This is a genomic window from Faecalibacterium faecis, from assembly GCF_040096475.1.
Classification (GTDB): domain Bacteria; phylum Bacillota; class Clostridia; order Oscillospirales; family Ruminococcaceae; genus Faecalibacterium; species Faecalibacterium taiwanense.
Genome location: NZ_JBBMEP010000002.1, coordinates 1 through 15,575, shown reverse-complemented (window position 1 = coordinate 15,575; position 15,575 = coordinate 1). Strand labels below are relative to the sequence as shown.

Annotated in this window: 15 protein-coding genes; 12 read left to right on the top strand and 3 right to left on the bottom strand. The window is 58.6% G+C overall.

The window, feature by feature from the left end; translation table 11 throughout:
• Nucleotides 1-225: 225 nt before the first annotated feature.
• A complete protein-coding gene (locus WMO17_RS01235) occupies nt 226-2,373 on the top strand; it encodes a hypothetical protein (RefSeq protein ID WP_349137310.1) in 2,148 nt (715 codons plus the stop codon).
• Nucleotides 2,374-2,488: 115 nt separating this feature from the next.
• Here WMO17_RS01235 and WMO17_RS01230 read toward each other — a convergent pair whose 3' ends face one another.
• Together WMO17_RS01230 and prmA are read right to left on the bottom strand one after the other, a co-directional pair.
• A complete protein-coding gene (locus tag WMO17_RS01230) occupies nt 2,489-3,232 on the bottom strand; it encodes an RsmE family RNA methyltransferase (protein WP_349137309.1) in 744 nt (247 codons plus the stop codon).
• A gap of 9 nt (nt 3,233-3,241) precedes the next feature.
• Nucleotides 3,242-4,156 carry a 50S ribosomal protein L11 methyltransferase gene (gene prmA / locus WMO17_RS01225; protein ID WP_005943732.1) on the bottom strand — a complete coding sequence of 305 codons (915 nt, stop codon included), beginning with the start codon at nt 4,154-4,156 and terminating at the stop codon, nt 3,242-3,244.
• Nucleotides 4,157-4,612: 456 nt separating this feature from the next.
• Between prmA and WMO17_RS01220 the strand changes: the two genes are divergently transcribed.
• The 11 genes from WMO17_RS01220 (at nt 4,613) to sstT (ending at nt 15,313) form a co-directional block, all read left to right on the top strand.
• Entirely contained in the window at nt 4,613-6,079 is a 1,467-nt protein-coding gene (locus WMO17_RS01220) for a PTS transporter subunit EIIC (protein ID WP_249235354.1), read from the top strand.
• A 164-nt stretch (nt 6,080-6,243) separates the two neighbouring features.
• On the top strand, nt 6,244-6,843 hold the full coding sequence (locus tag WMO17_RS01215) for a GNAT family N-acetyltransferase (RefSeq protein ID WP_349137308.1): 600 nt from the start codon (nt 6,244-6,246) through the stop codon (nt 6,841-6,843).
• Between the two features lie 122 nt (nt 6,844-6,965).
• Nucleotides 6,966-7,511 carry a twin-arginine translocation signal domain-containing protein gene (locus WMO17_RS01210; RefSeq protein ID WP_349137307.1) on the top strand — a complete coding sequence of 182 codons (546 nt, stop codon included), beginning with the start codon at nt 6,966-6,968 and terminating at the stop codon, nt 7,509-7,511.
• A 315-nt stretch (nt 7,512-7,826) separates the two neighbouring features.
• Nucleotides 7,827-8,720, top strand: a complete 894-nt coding sequence (locus tag WMO17_RS01205) for a phosphate ABC transporter substrate-binding protein (RefSeq protein ID WP_082210864.1) — start codon at nt 7,827-7,829, stop codon at nt 8,718-8,720.
• Between the two features lie 124 nt (nt 8,721-8,844).
• Nucleotides 8,845-9,756 carry a phosphate ABC transporter permease subunit PstC gene (pstC, locus tag WMO17_RS01200; protein ID WP_349137306.1) on the top strand — a complete coding sequence of 304 codons (912 nt, stop codon included), beginning with the start codon at nt 8,845-8,847 and terminating at the stop codon, nt 9,754-9,756.
• The gene (pstA, locus tag WMO17_RS01195; RefSeq protein ID WP_349137305.1) at nt 9,749-10,606 is read left to right on the top strand and encodes a phosphate ABC transporter permease PstA; all 858 of its coding nucleotides are present in this window, start codon (nt 9,749-9,751) and stop codon (nt 10,604-10,606) included. Before pstC ends, pstA begins: the two co-directional genes overlap by 8 nt.
• A 171-nt stretch (nt 10,607-10,777) precedes the next feature.
• Complete coding sequence (pstB, locus tag WMO17_RS01190; protein WP_005943706.1) at nt 10,778-11,545, top strand: phosphate ABC transporter ATP-binding protein PstB; 768 nt, start codon at nt 10,778-10,780, stop codon at nt 11,543-11,545.
• Between the two features lie 14 nt (nt 11,546-11,559).
• A complete protein-coding gene (gene phoU, locus WMO17_RS01185) occupies nt 11,560-12,228 on the top strand; it encodes a phosphate signaling complex protein PhoU (RefSeq protein WP_005943704.1) in 669 nt (222 codons plus the stop codon).
• Between the two features lie 397 nt (nt 12,229-12,625).
• Nucleotides 12,626-13,015, top strand: coding sequence for a helix-turn-helix transcriptional regulator (locus WMO17_RS01180; protein WP_044953911.1), 390 nt, complete (start codon nt 12,626-12,628; stop codon nt 13,013-13,015).
• A 200-nt stretch (nt 13,016-13,215) separates the two neighbouring features.
• Nucleotides 13,216-13,719 carry a GNAT family N-acetyltransferase gene (locus WMO17_RS01175; RefSeq protein WP_349137304.1) on the top strand — a complete coding sequence of 168 codons (504 nt, stop codon included), beginning with the start codon at nt 13,216-13,218 and terminating at the stop codon, nt 13,717-13,719.
• 346 nt (nt 13,720-14,065) lie between these two features.
• Nucleotides 14,066-15,313, top strand: a complete 1,248-nt coding sequence (gene sstT, locus WMO17_RS01170) for a serine/threonine transporter SstT (RefSeq protein WP_349137372.1) — start codon at nt 14,066-14,068, stop codon at nt 15,311-15,313.
• Between the two features lie 51 nt (nt 15,314-15,364).
• Here sstT and WMO17_RS01165 read toward each other — a convergent pair.
• Nucleotides 15,365-15,575: hypothetical protein (locus WMO17_RS01165; protein WP_349137303.1), on the bottom strand; the 211-nt coding region annotated here is incomplete at its 5' end.

The following is a 15,575-nucleotide window of genomic DNA, read 5'->3' as shown; positions in this document are numbered from 1 at the left end:
ACGATCTGTGGGTCGTTCCGGGCTGTTTTTTCTGCGGCTGCGAAAGCATTTTCTCTTCCATTTTTTTACAGAACGCACGAAAAAACGGGGGGGGGGTATCTAAAAGGTTCGTACAGAATGAAGATTGCGCCTTGTTGCAGAAGTGCTATACTTTAAATGTTTAAAACGTGCGGGCAGGCGAAAAAAGCCTGCATGCACGAAAAAAGCGAGAGAGGAGTCATCTTTATGAAGAAGTTTGGCACACGGCTCATCAGTGCGGTACTTGCAGGCTGCATGATGACCTCTGTCCTTCCCGTGAGCGCATTTGCTCTGGAGGAAAGTACAGAATTTGAAGGCAATGTGAGCGCACAGGAAAATTCCGATGCGCCTGCAGCGGTATATTCCCTGCACGGCGGCGAGATCATCAACGAGGATTTCATTGCAAAGCATGGCGGCAGCAACGTTTATTCCATGAGCAATGCCGATACAGAGGAAGGTGCCTATAAAGAGGGGATCGTGATCGACGCTGAGAACGCCGATGTGGTCATCAACGTCACCGGAGATACGACCTTTGATAAGAAGGATGGGAATAAAGACGACTGTGCGAACTTTATTACAGTCCGCAGAGCCAATAGCGTGACCGTCAACGCTGAGGGGCAGACCATCACGACGGCAGAGGGGGGCCTCGCCTTCAGCCGTTGCTTCTATGCCGAAAACAGCTTCACGGGCACCGCAGTGCTTCACGGCGGCAACTATAACTGGCAGTGTGACGACATCTCCGCATGCTATCTGTGCGGCGGCAGCTGGACGTTTGACGATCTCACCCTGAAAACCATCCAGTGTGCTATTGAAACAGATAAAGCCAATGTGACCGTCAATGGCGGCACCTACGACTGCCACGATAGCGACAGCGCGACGTTTATGATCATGAATTCCCCCAAATCGTCCTTCAATTATGTGACAGCCTCCGGCGCGGGCTGGGTCCTGAGCACCAACAACAGTTGGGTCGATGTCGTCGGCGGCTCTTACTCCCGCAATAAGGACGTCGAGGTATTCATACAACGTCCGACGCTGCGCGCCTCCGATAATGCAACGCTGAACGTCACAAATGCTGATGTCACCGGAACCTACTGCGATGTGTTTGTGACGGGCGCCACCGCCAACCTTTTCGGCGGTACTTATACCAACACCAACGAGTATATCAACCATGAGCCTATTAACTACGAGTCCCCTGCACTGAAGGTATGGAACGGCGGCACATTGAGCGTCAATGGTGCCACTGTGGATTGCACGGGCGGCAATGCTGCCATTTCTTCGGGCGAACCGGCAGGGTCGGATTACGATGATCAGGCCGGCGGCAAGCTGGTCGTTGATAACTGCACGATCAAAAACAGCAAATACGGCATTTATCTCGGTCAGGGCAGCAACGCCTCCGCAGAGCTGAAGAGTGCCACGTTTGAGGGGACCGAGAGCGATATTTACCTCGAGTCCGACAAGGAGATCACCATCAGCGATACCTTTACCACCCAAACCACCATCAAGGTTGCCGACCCGGAAGAAGGCCGTCAGCTCACGGTCGCAGGCAATGCAAACAAGCTGCACCTTAAGGGCCAGAACGAGAGCTACCGCGTGGCGTATGACAAGGCACAGCACTATTATTACCTGACCCAACGGGCACCCGGCTACACCCTGACCGCCAAGGATGCCACGGCAACGATCAAGGTCGGGGGCGTTGACACTAAGGTTGACCCCAATGACGAGATCTACGAAGGCACCCCGGTCACCCTGACCGCAGACCCAGCCCCCGATGGACAGAAGTTCGCAGGCTGGGCCGGGATCGTGATCTTGAACGGCGTTGTACAGAATGAAATGAATGACCTGCTGAGCTTCCCCAATGAGGAGGACCATACCACGGCGAACTTTGAAATGCCCAAAGGCGACGTGACGGTCAGAGCCGTGTACAAAGCCGTGGACCCCGTGGAGCCGCCTGTGGACCCGGTAGACCCGGTGGACCCGGTGGGCCCCGTGGACCCCGTCCTGCCCGGTGTCATCATCGGCGGCGCTGTAATCCTGGGTGCCTATGAGACCGGCACCGGCATCTACCGTCTGATGAACATGCAGGGCCTCCCCCTGCCGTCTGACCGCATCGAGCTGGCAGAGCTGGTCTGGGAGCGTGCAGGCAAGCCGGAGCCGCAGAACATGACCGATGAGGACCTGTATGCGGACATTGACGCCGCCGACACCGATGCCCAGAAGGCTGCACACTGGATGGTGGAGCAGGAGCTGATGAAGTTCGACGAGGACAACAACAAGTTCCATCCGTGCTTCCCGGTCAGCAAGCTGCGCGTCTGCCTTACTTGGCAGAATGCAAAGGACAAGGGTCTCATTGACTGATCTGCCCTGCGTCTGCACAGCGGAACAATAAAAAAACAAGGGGCCGCTCCTTTCCGGGAGCGGCCCCTTGTTGCTGTCCGGAAGGCCCGCAGGCGCTGCCGGGCAGCACAAAGCATTATTCCAGATTTCCCGTCAGGGTCATTACCGAAGCAAGCACGGCCAGCGGGGCGGTCTCGCACCGCAGGATGCGGGGGCCAAGGCCCACCGTTCTGGCACCGGCCTTTGCAGCCATCTCGGCTTCCTCGGCGGCAAAGCCGCCCTCGGCACCGGTCACGATGGCGATTTTCAGTTTTTCACCATCGGCGGGCTTTGCTGCGGCCAGCAGGTCGCGCAGGGGCGCGCCGCCGCACTCGTAGCAGAACAGCACAAGGTCGTACTGTGCAAAGGTGCGGCACACGGCCCCGAAGTTTGCCAGCGGCAGGGCCACATCCGGCAGAATGCCCCGGCCGCACTGCTTGGCGGCTTCCGCCGCAATGCGGTTGTAGCGCTCGTTCTTCTGCTCCTCTTTTTTGGGGGCCGCCACGCAGTACCGGCTGAAGAAGGGCACGATGTGGGCTGCGCCCAGCTCCACGCCGTGCTTGATGATCTGCTCCAGCTTGTCCTGCTTGGGGTAGCCGGCCAGCAGAGTGACCTCCACGCTGGGTTCGGCGGCGCTGGGATAGCCCGGCTCTACCCGGAACTCCACGCACTCGTCCCCAAAGCCGGTGATGGTGGCAGTGTATTCCACGGCATTGCCGTCGCATAGAATGACAGTATCGCCCAGCCTTGCGCGCATCACGCGGGCAAGATGGTGGGCATCGGCCCCGCGCAGGGTGGCGGTGCCGTCAGAGATCTCGGTGGTAAAATAACGGTGCGGCATAAAATCTCCTTACGCTTTCTTGCAGACGATGCACTCCCAGCCGCGCTTCTCCTTCACTTCCACAACGGCAAGGCCGGCTTTTTCCAGCCCGGCGATCACTTCGTCCTTGCGGCTGTCGATGATGCCGCTGGCAATAAAGGTGGCACCCTCCGCCATCAGGCCCGGCACGGCAGGAGCCAGAGACAGGATGGCGTTGGCCACGATGTTGGCGGTGATGATGTCGTATTTGCCGCTGGCCTTATCGGAAAGGTCGCCCACCAGCACGGTCAGCTTGTCCTGCACACCGTTCAACGCGGCGTTCTCGCCTGCGGTGCGCACCGCCACAGGGTCGATGTCCACGCCCTCGGCCACGGCAGCGCCCAGCTTCAGCGCCGCAATGGCAAGGATGCCGCTGCCGGTGCCGATGTCCAGCACCCGCTCGCCGCCGGTCACCCGCTCGTCCAGCGCTTCCATGCACAGGCTGGTGGTCTCGTGGCCGCCGGTGCCGAAGGCAAGGCCCGGGTCAAGGATCAGCTTTACCCGGTCGGTGTCGTACTGCTGCCACGAGGGCACCACGGCCAGCCGTTTGCCGATCTCCAGGGGGTGATAATACTTGCGCCAGCCGTTCTGCCAGTCCTCCTGCTCCACGCCCTCGGTCTCCACGGTGTAGGCGATGTTTGCAGCTTCCATGCGGGCGGCAATGAGGGCCAGCGTCTCCACGGGGGAAGCGCCCGGCTCCAGATACATATGGATGATAACGGTATCGCGGGGCTTGTCCAGCAGCTCCTGCTCGATCAGATCCACATGGGCGATCTCGGCCACTTGCTGTTCGATGTCGCTGTAGTCTTCGATATAGATGCCGCCCTCGGCGATCATGGTGGCAACGGCTTCGGCGTTGTCGGCGTCGGCCTTGGCCACGGTCAGGCGGATATCAGTCCATTCCATAATGCTGTCTCCTTTTATTTTGCATCCTCGCCCTCTCCGTCATTGCTTGCGCAATGCCACCTCCCCCAAAGTGGGAGGCTTTGGCAGTCCATGCAAAGTTTGCGGTTTTGCCAAGGGCTCTCCCTTTGGGAGAGCTGGACGCGAAGCGGCCTGAGAGGGCGCATGTTCTTTATAATAGTATAGTACCCGATTCGGCTGTGGGATGCAAGCCTTTGGGCAAAATGTACGTAAAAAGAAAAGAATTTTCAACACAAAGACGACCCTTGTGCGGAAAACCCAAAAATTATCGACTGAAAAACTGCCAAATGAGGACTTTTGATGCATTTTGATAGAAAAAAGGCGAAAGGGACTTTCTTTTTTTGCGGAAATATGTTACTATTCTATTACGGAATTATGGACGGCCTGCAACCAGAGGCGTCTGTAAACACAAACATTTCTTAAGGAGGAATGTGCTTTATGATGAAGTATCTCCAGAAACTGGGCAAAGCTTTGATGCTTCCCGTCGCGGTCCTGCCGATCTGCGGCATCCTGATGGGTCTTGGTTATGCCCTTGCTCCGGGCGTTATGGGCGTTCCCGGTGCAGCAACCTCCGGCGCAGCATATACCGTTGGCTTCCTGCTGGTCAAGGCAGGCGGCGCTCTGATCGATAACATGGCATGGCTGTTTGCCATTGGTGCCGCTGTCGGCCTTGCAGACAACGACGGCACCGCAGGTCTGGCCGGTCTGGTCAGCTTCCTGATGATGCAGCAGCTGCTGAACCCCGGTGTGGTCGGCATGGTCCGTCACCTGGAAGAAGGCACTGCTACCTACATCGCCTTCCAGAAGGTCGCCGGCAACTCCTTCATCGGCATTCTGGCCGCTGTTGTGGGCGCTGCCTGCTACAACAAGTTCAAGGATATCCAGCTGCCTGACTGGCTGGCATTCTTCTCCGGCAAGCGCTTCGTTGCAATCGCTACCGGTCTGATCTCCATTCTGGTGTCCGTTGTTCTGCTGTTCGTCTGGCCCGTCATCTTCGACGCTCTGGTCGCAATCGGCAACGGCATCGCTGGCATGGGCGGCATCGGCGCCGGCATCTACGCCTTCCTGAACCGTCTGCTCATCCCCACCGGTCTGCACCACGCTCTGAACAACGTGTTCTGGTTCGACACCATCGGTCTGGGCGACCTGAGCCACTTCTGGGCTGGCGAGACCTCTGCTGATGTGGGCTGGAGCCTTGGTATGTACATGTCCGGCTTCTTCCCCTGCATGATGTTCGGTGTCCTGGGCGCTGCTCTGGCTATGGTCAAGACCGCTAAGAACAAGAAGGCTGCCATCGGCCTGGTTCTGTCCGCTGCAATCTGCGCCTTCGTCTGCGGCGTTACCGAGCCCTTCGAGTTCGGCTTCATGTTCCTGTGCTTCCCCCTGTACGTTGTGTACGCTGCTCTGTACGGCATCTTCACCGTCATCACCTACTACTCCGGTTTCCGTGCTGGCTTCTGCTTCTCTGCAGGTGCTACCGACCTGGTGTTCTCTGCTTCCCTGCCCGCAGCTGCCAAGACCTGGATGATCATTCCTCTGGGCATCGCAGCCTTCGTGGTGTTCTACGCAGTGTTCTACTTTGCCATCACCAAGTTCGACCTGAAGACCCCCGGCCGTGAGGACGAGGACGAAGAGGCCGAGAAGAAGGTCGTTCTGGCAAACAACAACTATACCGAAGTCGCTTCCGCTGTTCTGGCTGCTGTCGGCGGCAAGGAGAACGTGAAGGAAGTTGGTTACTGCGCAACCCGTCTGCGCTTTGAGGTCAAGGATAACGCCAAGGTGGACGAGAAGGCTGTCAAGGCCGCTGGTGCTGCCGGTGTCATCCGCCCCAGCAAGAACGCTTGCCAGGTGATCATCGGCACCAAGGTTCAGTTCGTGTACGACGAGCTGAAGAAGATGCTGTAACGCACACAGCTTTCTGAACGGAGTTTGTGCGGGAGACTGGTTGCTCCTGCATTCCCATAAAAGCCGCCGGGAGAAGGGCAGAGCCTGCCGCTCCCGGCGGCTTTTTGCGTTCCCGCGCGGAGTGTGCTATACTGGTTCAAAAGGCAGATACGGGAGGAAAAACCATGAGCAAAGTGTACAGCTGGCGGAAACTGAACGAAAAAGAACTGACGCGGGTCTATCTGGACGAAATGCGGCGGGACTTTCCGCCCACGGAGCTAAAGCCCCTGAGCATGATCCTGAACAGCGAAGCGGACGGCACAGCCCACACATGGGGCGTGTTCGACGGCGAAACATTGGCGGCGTACCTGCTCATGGTGCGCCCGGCAGGCAGCAGGGTGAGCCAGCTGGATTACTTTGCCGTGCTGCCGGAATACCGTTCTGCAGGGCTGGGCGCGCAGCTGCTGGCCGACCTGCCGCAGCACGAGCGCGGTGCGCAGGCCATCCTCATTGAGGCCGAATGCCCGGATAAGGCGGAGGACGAAGCTATGGCTGCGCGGCGGCTGGGCTTTTACTCCCGGTGCGGGGCCCGGGACACCGGCTTCACCGAGCACCTGTTTGATGCATGGTTCCGCATTCTGGTGCTGGACTGCCCGGGTGCCGGTACCTTTGCGGACCGGCAGGCCGTGGATGCCCTGGTGGACTGCTACCGCCGCACCATCAGCGAGACCGAGTGGCAGAAGTACGTGCAGTTCTACTGCCCGGACGGAACAAAATACTGCTGAGCAGAAGGCGCTCTATGCAAATTATGTGTACAGAGCGCCTTTTTGCCATATTTTTGTTGACAGACTCCCAAAAAGTGGTACGCTAAAAGCACAGAAAAACGCTTTTAGAGGAGGGCAATATTATGGCAGAAAAAATGACCCGGCGTACCTTTATGAAGAGCGCAGCAGCTGCGGCTGCAGCAATCTCTTTGTCCGGCGTGCTGGTCGGCTGCGGCGGCAGCGGTCAGCTGGCAGACGACGAGGTCCAGATCGGACCCTTCACCGTGAAGGTCTTTGGTCTGGATGTGGATCTGGGCACGGAATCCGGCACGGACAAGGGTGCCATCACCGGCAAGGTGAGACTGCGCTATGACGCCGGCGGCGGCAGCTGGCAGGGCGGACAGTACGGCGACATGTTCCAAGCTTCCGTGGGCGCAGCAAAGCTGAAGCAGGTATCCCCCGCCGGGACTTTCTTTGTCTCCGACACGATGTTGGGCAAGCCCTTTGCCACAGAGGAAAAAGATCTGAGGCTGAACTTCCCCGATGCAGAAATCAAGGAAGCTTACCGGAATGGTCAGCCTGCGGTGCTGAAGATCGTCATCAACGGCATCAGCGAGACGCTGTTCCTTGTTAAGAAGAATGGCGGCTATGCAGCCACCAAGACCCTGCCTTCCCTTACCACGGTTTGACCCGCAGACCCTTTTGCCCCGAGCATTCTTTGAAAGAGTGCCCGGGGCTTTTTGTCGTTTTGCCCAGCCAGAAAATGGTATTTTCGGCATATTTATCCTGTTTGTAAAATTTGAGTACAGGCTTTTCATGCCGGCTTTACGCAGGCTTGACACAGCCGCCGGAGCCTGTGCAAAAGCTTTACCTCCATTTTGCGCGTACATGGTCGCAGCGCACACGGCGGTGCGGTACAATAAGGCCGTTCCCAAGGAAAACACATAGAAACAAGAAAACATCGGCCGGAAATGCATTCCGGCATTTATTGGAGGAAAAGGGTTATGAAAAAGATCACTCGTCGTTCGTTTATCACTGTCTGCGGCGCTGCTGCTGCAGCGATGGCTCTGACCGCCTGCGGCGGTGCAGCCTCTTCCACTGTGGCATCCTCTGCTGCGGAGTCCACCTCTTCTTCTGCCGCTGCTGAGACCGCTGCAGGCACCCTGTCCGGCAATGTGGCTACCGGCGGTTCTACCTCTATGAAGAACGTCATCGCTGCCCTGACCGAGGGCTTTGCCGAGGTGGAGCCGGGTGTCACCGTCAGCTACGACCCCACCGGTTCCGGCGCAGGCATCACCGGTGCTACCGATAAGACGCTGGACATCGGCCTGTCCTCCCGCGCCCTGAAGGACGACGAGAAGAACGACGTGGACGGCACCACCGTGGCTCTGGACGGCATCGCCATCGTTGTCAACAAGGCCAGCAAGGTGGCAGACTTGACCGTGGACCAGCTGAAGCAGATGTTCACCGGCGAGATCACCAACTGGAAGGATGTGGGCGGCGACGACGGCGAGATCGTTCTGGTGGGCCGCGAGGCTGGTTCCGGCACCCGCGATGGCTTTGAGAGCATCGTGGACGTGAAGGACAGCTGCAAGTACGCACAGGAGCTGACCGCTACCGGCGCAGTCATCAGCGCTGTGGAGGCCAATCCTCTGGCCGTCGGCTACGCTTCCCTGTCCGCTGTGGGCGACACCGTCGCCATGGTCACCGTGGAGGGTGTGGAGTGCAGCGAGGACACCGTCAAGGACGGCAGCTACAAGATCCAGCGTCCCTTCGTGTTCGTCACCAACAAGAGCGTGACCCTGTCGGAGCAGGCACAGGCCTTTGTGGACTTTGCCACCAGCAAGGACGCTGCCGACCTCATCCGCACCGCAGGTGCTGTGCCGGTGAACGAGTAATTACCGGGTGGTTTGCCTGGGAAAGCTCCCCGGTGAACCGCCTGCCCCGCATCTGAACAAGAGTACTGCCGCGTCGGGCTGTCGTTTCTGCGGGCCGACGCGGCTTTTATAAAGGATTTCAGCTATGAACAAAAAATCCTATCTGAGCCGGGTGCGGCTGCCCCGCACCCCCGCCGAATGGCTGGAAGCGGTGATGAACTTCATCTTCTTCCTGTGCGGTATGCTGGCGGTGGGCTGCGTGGTGCTCATCTCGGTGTACATGGTGATCTCCGGCGTGCCGGCCATCCACAAGATCGGCCTGTTCCAATTCCTGTTCGGCACAAAGTGGGCCTCCACGGCAGCCCAGCCGCTGTTCGGCATCCTGCCGTTCATCCTTTCCAGCATCTACGGCACGCTGGGCGCTGCCATCATCGGTGTGCCCATCGGCCTGCTGACGGCGGTGTTCCTCTCCAAGGCCGCCGACCCCAAGCTGCGCACCGTGGTGGTCACCGCCATCGAGCTGCTGTCCGGCATCCCCAGCGTGGTGTTCGGCCTGCTGGGCATGCAGGTGCTGGTGCCCGCCGTGGCAAAGACCTTCGGCAAGGCTTCCGGTGCCTGCCTGCTGAGCGCTATCGTGGTGCTTTCCATCATGATCTTGCCCAGCATCGTGTCCGTGTCGGTCACGGCACTGAACGCCGTGCCGCCGGAGTATGAGCAGGGCAGTCTGGCACTGGGTGCCACCGACACCGAAACATGGTTCAAGATCAGCATTCCGGCAGCCAAAAGCGGCATTGCCGCAGGCATTGTGCTGGGCATCGGCCGCGCCATCGGTGAGGCCATGGCGGTGATGATGGTGGCAGGCAACAGCCCCAACATGCCGGACAGCCCCTTCCGCAGCGTCACCTTCCTGACCACCGCCATCGCCAAGGAGATGAGCTATGCCGGCGGTCTGCAGCGGCAGGCGCTGTTCAGCATCGCGCTGGTGCTGTTCGTCTTTATCATGATCATCAATGTTGTGCTGAACGTTGTGCTGAAGGGAGGCGACCGCGATGCATAAGGGCCTTTCGCCTTCCCGTCAGATGTGGAACCGGGTCATGACCGCACTGGTCTGGGCCAGTGCCGTGCTGGTGATGGTGCTGGTGGCCGGTATTATCGGCATGGTGCTGGTGCGGGGCATCCCCCACATCAGCTGGAAGTTCCTTTCTACCACTGCCAGTGTGCTGAAAAAGACCGACGGCATCCTGCCTGCCATCCTCAACACACTGTATGTCATTGTGCTGACATTACTGATCGTACTGCCTCTGGGCGTGGGCGCGGCGGTCTACCTGACCGAGTATGCCTCCAACCGGCGGCTCATCGAGGTCATTGAGTTCACCAACGAAACGCTGGCGGGCATCCCCAGCATCATCTACGGTCTGGTGGGTATGCTGGTGTTCAGTCAGGCGCTGGGCTTCCAGACCTGTCTGCTGTCCGGTTCACTCACGCTGGTGGTCATGAACCTGCCCACCATCATCCGAACCACGCAGGAATCCCTCAAGACGGTGCCGCAGGGCTACCGGGAGGGTGCCATGGGCTTGGGTGCAGGCAAGTGGCACATCATCCGCACCATCGTGCTGCCCTGCAGCATCGACGGCATCGTGACCGGCTGCATTCTGGCTGTGGGCCGCATCGTGGGCGAAAGCGCCGCCCTGCTCTTCACCGCCGGTGCCGCAGAGGTCATTGCCAAGAGCGTGGCCAAAGCCTACACCTCCAACGGTGCTACCCTGTCGGTGCTGCTGTACCTGCGTGCCTTTGAGGACGGCGATTTTGCTTCCGCATGGGGCATCGGTGCGGTGCTGCTGGTGCTGGTGCTGGTCATCAACCTTGCGGCGCGGCTGGCAAAGACTAAGCTGAAACAGAAACAGTAAAATTTGATTTTACTGTTCAAAATGGCCTCCGCATTCGCTCTGGCCATGAATAGCGGAAAATTATTTTTAATTTCGTAGATTTGAAAAATCTGCGGATTTTTCAAATCTACCTTTTCACGGGAAGGGTCGAAACGGTAAACTTCCTGTTGAAATTCAACAATGAGGTATTCTATGGAAAACACGAATGTGCCGGTGATATCGGCAAAAGACCTGAACCTCTGGTACGGCGACTTCAAGGCGCTGAAAGGCATTTCGCTGGACGTGGGCGAGCGGGAGATCACCGCTCTCATCGGCCCTTCCGGCTGCGGCAAGTCCACCTTTTTAAAGACCCTCAACCGCATGAACGACCTTGTGCCGAATGTGCGCATCGAGGGCGATGTGCGGCTGAAGGGCGAGGACATCTTTGCCCGGGAAATGCAGCTTACAGACCTGCGCCGCCGGGTGGGCATGGTGTTCCAGAAGGCCAATCCCTTCCCCATGAGCATTTACGACAATATCACCTACGGCCCCAAGCTGCATGGCGTGCGCAATAAGGCTGAGCTGGACGAGCTGGTGGAAAGCTCTCTGCGGGGCGCGGCCCTGTGGGACGAGGTGAAGGACCGCCTGAAAAAGAGCGCGCTGGGCCTTTCCGGCGGCCAGCAGCAGCGTCTGTGCATCGCACGCGCACTGGCAGTGAAGCCCGAAGTGCTGCTGATGGACGAGCCCACCAGTGCTCTGGACCCCGGCTCCACCATGAAGGTGGAGGAGCTGATGAGTGAGCTGAAGAAAAACTACACGGTGGTCATCGTTACCCACAACATGCAGCAGGCGGCCCGTATCAGCGACCGCACCGCCTTCTTCCTGCTGGGCGAGCTGGTGGAAGTGGGCCCCACGGCGCAGATCTTCAGCGCACCGCAGGATAAACGCACCGAGGACTACATTTCCGGTCGGTTCGGTTAAAGGAGGAAACAGCTATGAGTATCCGTAAACAGTACGACACCGATCTGGAATCGCTGAAAAATTCGCTGACCGAAATGGGCCGCAACTCTGCCGATGCCGTGGAGAACGCTCTGGAAGCGCTCTGCGTTGCTGATGCCGATGCGGCTGCGGCCATCGTGAAGGGGGATGCCCGCATCAACAATATGGAGCGGGATATCGAGCACCGCTGCATGACGTTGCTGCTGCGTCAGCAGCCGGTGGCAGGCGATCTGCGCCGCATCTCCACTGCCATGAAGGTGGTCACGGACATTGAGCGCATCGGCGACCATGCCGCCGACATCGCCGAGATCATCCCCCACCTTGTCACCGTCCGCAAAGAGGGCGACCCGGCGGTAAGTCAGGCCATTGCCATGGGCAAAAAGGCCCACCAGATGATCCTGGATGCCCTCGATGCCCTGACGGCAGAGGACGAAAATGCCGCCCGCAGGGTGATCGCCGCAGACGACGAGGTGGATTACGACTTCAACGCCATCAAGCATCAGCTGGCGCAGGAGATCGCCGAAGACCCCGGCAAGGTGGACGCAGCGCTGGACCTGCTGATGGTCATTAAGTATCTGGAGCGCATCGGCGACCACGCCGTGAATGTGGCCGAGTGGGTGCAGTTCGTGCGCACCGGCCGCTATAAGGACGAGAGCATGTTCTGAGCATTTCCCTTCCTCATTTTTGAGGGTTCGTGTTTTCTTTATTTCTCCTGAAAAAGGCCGTTTCTGCCCGGTGCGGAAGCGGTCTTTTTCTGTAAGACGAAAACCCTCTCAGGCTCACTGCGTTCGCCAGCTCCCCCGAAGGGGGAGCTTTTAAGCATCTACCGGTTCGTGCCGATAAAGCTCCCCCTTCGGGGGAGCTGGCACGCCGTCAGGCGTGACTGAGAGGGGTCTGACTCCTACAACGAAAATTGACTAAAAATTTTTTAGCTTTCTGCAATATTCCGGTGCGTCGGTTCGTATCTGAGGTGTAGGGCGGCAGGAGCCGCCATTCCCTGTGCGGCGGGCGTCCGACATCCCCCAGTCCCCGCCCGCCGCACCCTTTACGGAGGAAACGCAGATGACACAGACGAATCCTATCCTGCCGGAAGTCAGGGCCGGAACGGTCAGCCGCGAAGCACTGGTGCAGGCGGCACTCAAAGAGATCACCCAGAATTACCGCGAAGCAAGCCTTTCCAACGTGGCACGGGAGTACGGCGTTTCGCTGGCATATGTCAGCGAGTGCGTGCGTGCCCAGACCGGACGCACCTATAAGGAATTGCTGCAAAAGCACCGTATGGAGACCGCTGCCCGCCTGCTGCGCCGCAGCGACATGAACATCCAGCAGATCATTTCTCTGGTGGGCTACGAGAACACCAGTTATTTCTACCGCCTGTTCCACGAGCGGTATGGTCTCAGCCCGCGGGAATACCGGCTGGTGCGCACCGGCCATGGCCGCGCCAGCGCATAAGGTACTTACTCTAAAAGCAGGGACTGCTGCACATCGTTTTAGCCGAAAGTGCAGCAGCCCCTGCTTTTTGCCGTTTTGGAGCATTTTAAGGTACTTTGGTGCGGGAACTGGATTTTTATGGTAATTTGTAGTACAATAAGAACAATTCTCAAAGTACTGTGCCGGACCGAGCGCAGCGCAGAAAAGACGAGGTGGAATGAATGTTTCGTGGAGCAGTGAGAGGGGATCTGCCCCAGATCCTGAAGATCTACGCCCATGCACGTGCAGTCATGAAGGCATCCGGCAACCCGACCCAGTGGGGGGATGATTTCCCGCCGCAGGAACTGCTGGAGGAGGATATCGACTCGAACCGGTTGTTCCTCTATGTGGTCAACGGCCAGATCGAGGCCGTATTTGCATTTATTCTGGGGGCGGACCCCACCTACGCCGCCATTGAGGACGGCCAGTGGCTGGACGATACCCTGCCCTATGGCACGGTGCACCGTCTGGCATCGGCCGGAAAGCACAAGGGCGTGGCATCGGCAGTGCTGGACTGGAGCATGGAGCACTGCCAGAGCCTGCGTGCCGATACCCACGCCGACAACAAGATCATGCAGCATCTGCTGGAAAAGAACGGCTTTACCCGCTGCGGTGTCATCCATGTGGCAGACGGCTCGCCCCGCTTTGCCTACCAGAAGCTTGCCCCCACCCAGCCGCTGGGTTGAAACAGAATACACCCCCAAAGAGCCCCGGTCTGCGGATGCAGAGCCTGCCATGCAGGACTGCGCACGCAGGCTTTTTTGTTTGCCCCCGCTCGCTCTGCCCTGCGCCGCTCGACGGTGACGGAGAGAACAAAGCCGCGAATGACCAAATCTGTCCTTGCTACAAATACAGATCAACGGAAGACCCCCATGGACACCGACCTGAATGCAAATTTGTGAACGAAAAATGTCTGAAAACGCTTTCATTTCTCTGCCGTATGTGCTATAATAACACCCGTCCTTGTGTAAGAGACAGGAAGCTGTACGCCATTGGCGTACAATAGGAAAGAGGAGTGTCTATATGAAAACGTTGAATAAGGCAGTTGCCCGCTACAACGGCATCAGCCTGATCGTTCGCATTCTGATCGGCCTGTTCATCGGTGCGGTGCTGGCTCTGGTGGCCCCCGGTGCAGGCTGGGTGGGTGAACTGGGCAGCCTGTTCGTTGGCGCACTGAAGGGCATCGCCCCGGTGCTGGTGTTCGTGATCGTGGCAAGTGCTCTGGCACAGGGCTCTTCCAAGCTGGACCGCCGCTTCGGCACGGTCATCTGGCTGTACATGCTCACCACCTTTCTGGCTGCGGCCATCGCAGTGGTGACCAGCTTTATGTTCCCGGTCACGGTCGTGCTTGCAGACGCTGCCCAGTCGGACGTGGTGCCGCAGGGTCTGGGCGAAGTGATGGGCACTCTGCTCACCAACTTTGTGGCAAACCCCGTCAGTGCCATCATGAGCGGCAACTACATCGGCATCCTGTTCTGGGCCTGCATGTTCGGCGTGGCCATGAAGAAGATCGGCTCTGACACCACCAAGACCTTTATGGCAAACACCGCCGATGCGGTCTCCCAGATCGTGCGCTGGATCATCAATCTGGCACCCTTCGGCATCATGGGTCTGGTCTACACCAATGTTTCCGGCAACGGCCTTGCCATCTTTACCCAGTACGGCAAGCTGCTGGCCCTGCTGGTGGGCACCATGCTGTTCATGGCCCTCATCGTCTCCCCCCTCATCATGTTTATCTATCTGGGCTGCAACCCCTATCCGCTGGTGTTCCGCTGCCTGCGTGAGTCCGGCCTGACCGCCTTCTTCACCCGCAGCTCCGCCGCCAACATCCCCGTGAACATGGCCCTGTGCGAAAAGCTGGGTCTGGACAAGGATATGTACTCCGTCTCCATCCCGCTGGGCGCTACCATCAACATGGACGGTGCCGCCATCACCATCACCATCATGACGCTGGCCGCTGCTAACACCTTGGGCATTCAGGTGTCTCTGCCTGCAGCCATCGTGCTGAGCGCTATGAGCGCTCTGGGTGCCTGCGGTGCTTCCGGCGTGGCCGGCGGTTCCCTGCTGCTGATCCCCATGGCCTGCTCCCTGTTCGGCATCTCCAACGATGTCGCCATGCAGATGGTGGGTGTCGGCTTCATCATCGGCGTGGTGCAGGACTCTGTTGAGACTGCCCTGAACTCTGCCGGTGACGTGGAGTTCGCTGCCACCGCCGAGTATCATCAGTGGCGCAAGCAGGGCAAGCCCCTGCCGGAGTTTTTAACTGGTAAGAAGAACTGAAAAATTTAAAAATATAGAAAAGGGCTGTTGCCAAACTCCTTCCGACATCGCTTACGCGATGCCACCTCCCTCAATGATGGAGGCTTCACAGCTTACCGTCATGTCAGGCTCCCTCCGTGAGGGAGCTGGCGCGGCGAAGCCGTGACTGAGGGAGTTCTTGGCAACAGCCCCTTCGCTTTTTACGGGAAAAGATGTAATGGGCAGCAGGGCGTTTTCATTACGGCCCCTCCCGTGAAAAAACAGAAGAGCAGCGGCCGCAGCC

Bases quoted from the DNA above. Each gene is read 5' to 3' on its own strand.
- WMO17_RS01235 (WP_349137310.1), top strand. From the start codon at position 226: ATGAAGAAGTTTGGCACACGGCTCATCAGTGCGGTACTTGCAGGCTGC.
- WMO17_RS01230 (WP_349137309.1), bottom strand. From the start codon at position 3,232: ATGCCGCACCGTTATTTTACCACCGAGATCTCTGACGGCACCGCCACC.
- prmA (WP_005943732.1), bottom strand. From the start codon at position 4,156: ATGGAATGGACTGATATCCGCCTGACCGTGGCCAAGGCCGACGCCGAC.
- WMO17_RS01220 (WP_249235354.1), top strand. From the start codon at position 4,613: ATGATGAAGTATCTCCAGAAACTGGGCAAAGCTTTGATGCTTCCCGTC.
- WMO17_RS01215 (WP_349137308.1), top strand. From the start codon at position 6,244: ATGAGCAAAGTGTACAGCTGGCGGAAACTGAACGAAAAAGAACTGACG.
- WMO17_RS01210 (WP_349137307.1), top strand. From the start codon at position 6,966: ATGGCAGAAAAAATGACCCGGCGTACCTTTATGAAGAGCGCAGCAGCT.
- WMO17_RS01205 (WP_082210864.1), top strand. From the start codon at position 7,827: ATGAAAAAGATCACTCGTCGTTCGTTTATCACTGTCTGCGGCGCTGCT.
- pstC (WP_349137306.1), top strand. From the start codon at position 8,845: ATGAACAAAAAATCCTATCTGAGCCGGGTGCGGCTGCCCCGCACCCCC.
- pstA (WP_349137305.1), top strand. From the start codon at position 9,749: ATGCATAAGGGCCTTTCGCCTTCCCGTCAGATGTGGAACCGGGTCATG.
- pstB (WP_005943706.1), top strand. From the start codon at position 10,778: ATGGAAAACACGAATGTGCCGGTGATATCGGCAAAAGACCTGAACCTC.
- phoU (WP_005943704.1), top strand. From the start codon at position 11,560: ATGAGTATCCGTAAACAGTACGACACCGATCTGGAATCGCTGAAAAAT.
- WMO17_RS01180 (WP_044953911.1), top strand. From the start codon at position 12,626: ATGACACAGACGAATCCTATCCTGCCGGAAGTCAGGGCCGGAACGGTC.
- WMO17_RS01175 (WP_349137304.1), top strand. From the start codon at position 13,216: ATGTTTCGTGGAGCAGTGAGAGGGGATCTGCCCCAGATCCTGAAGATC.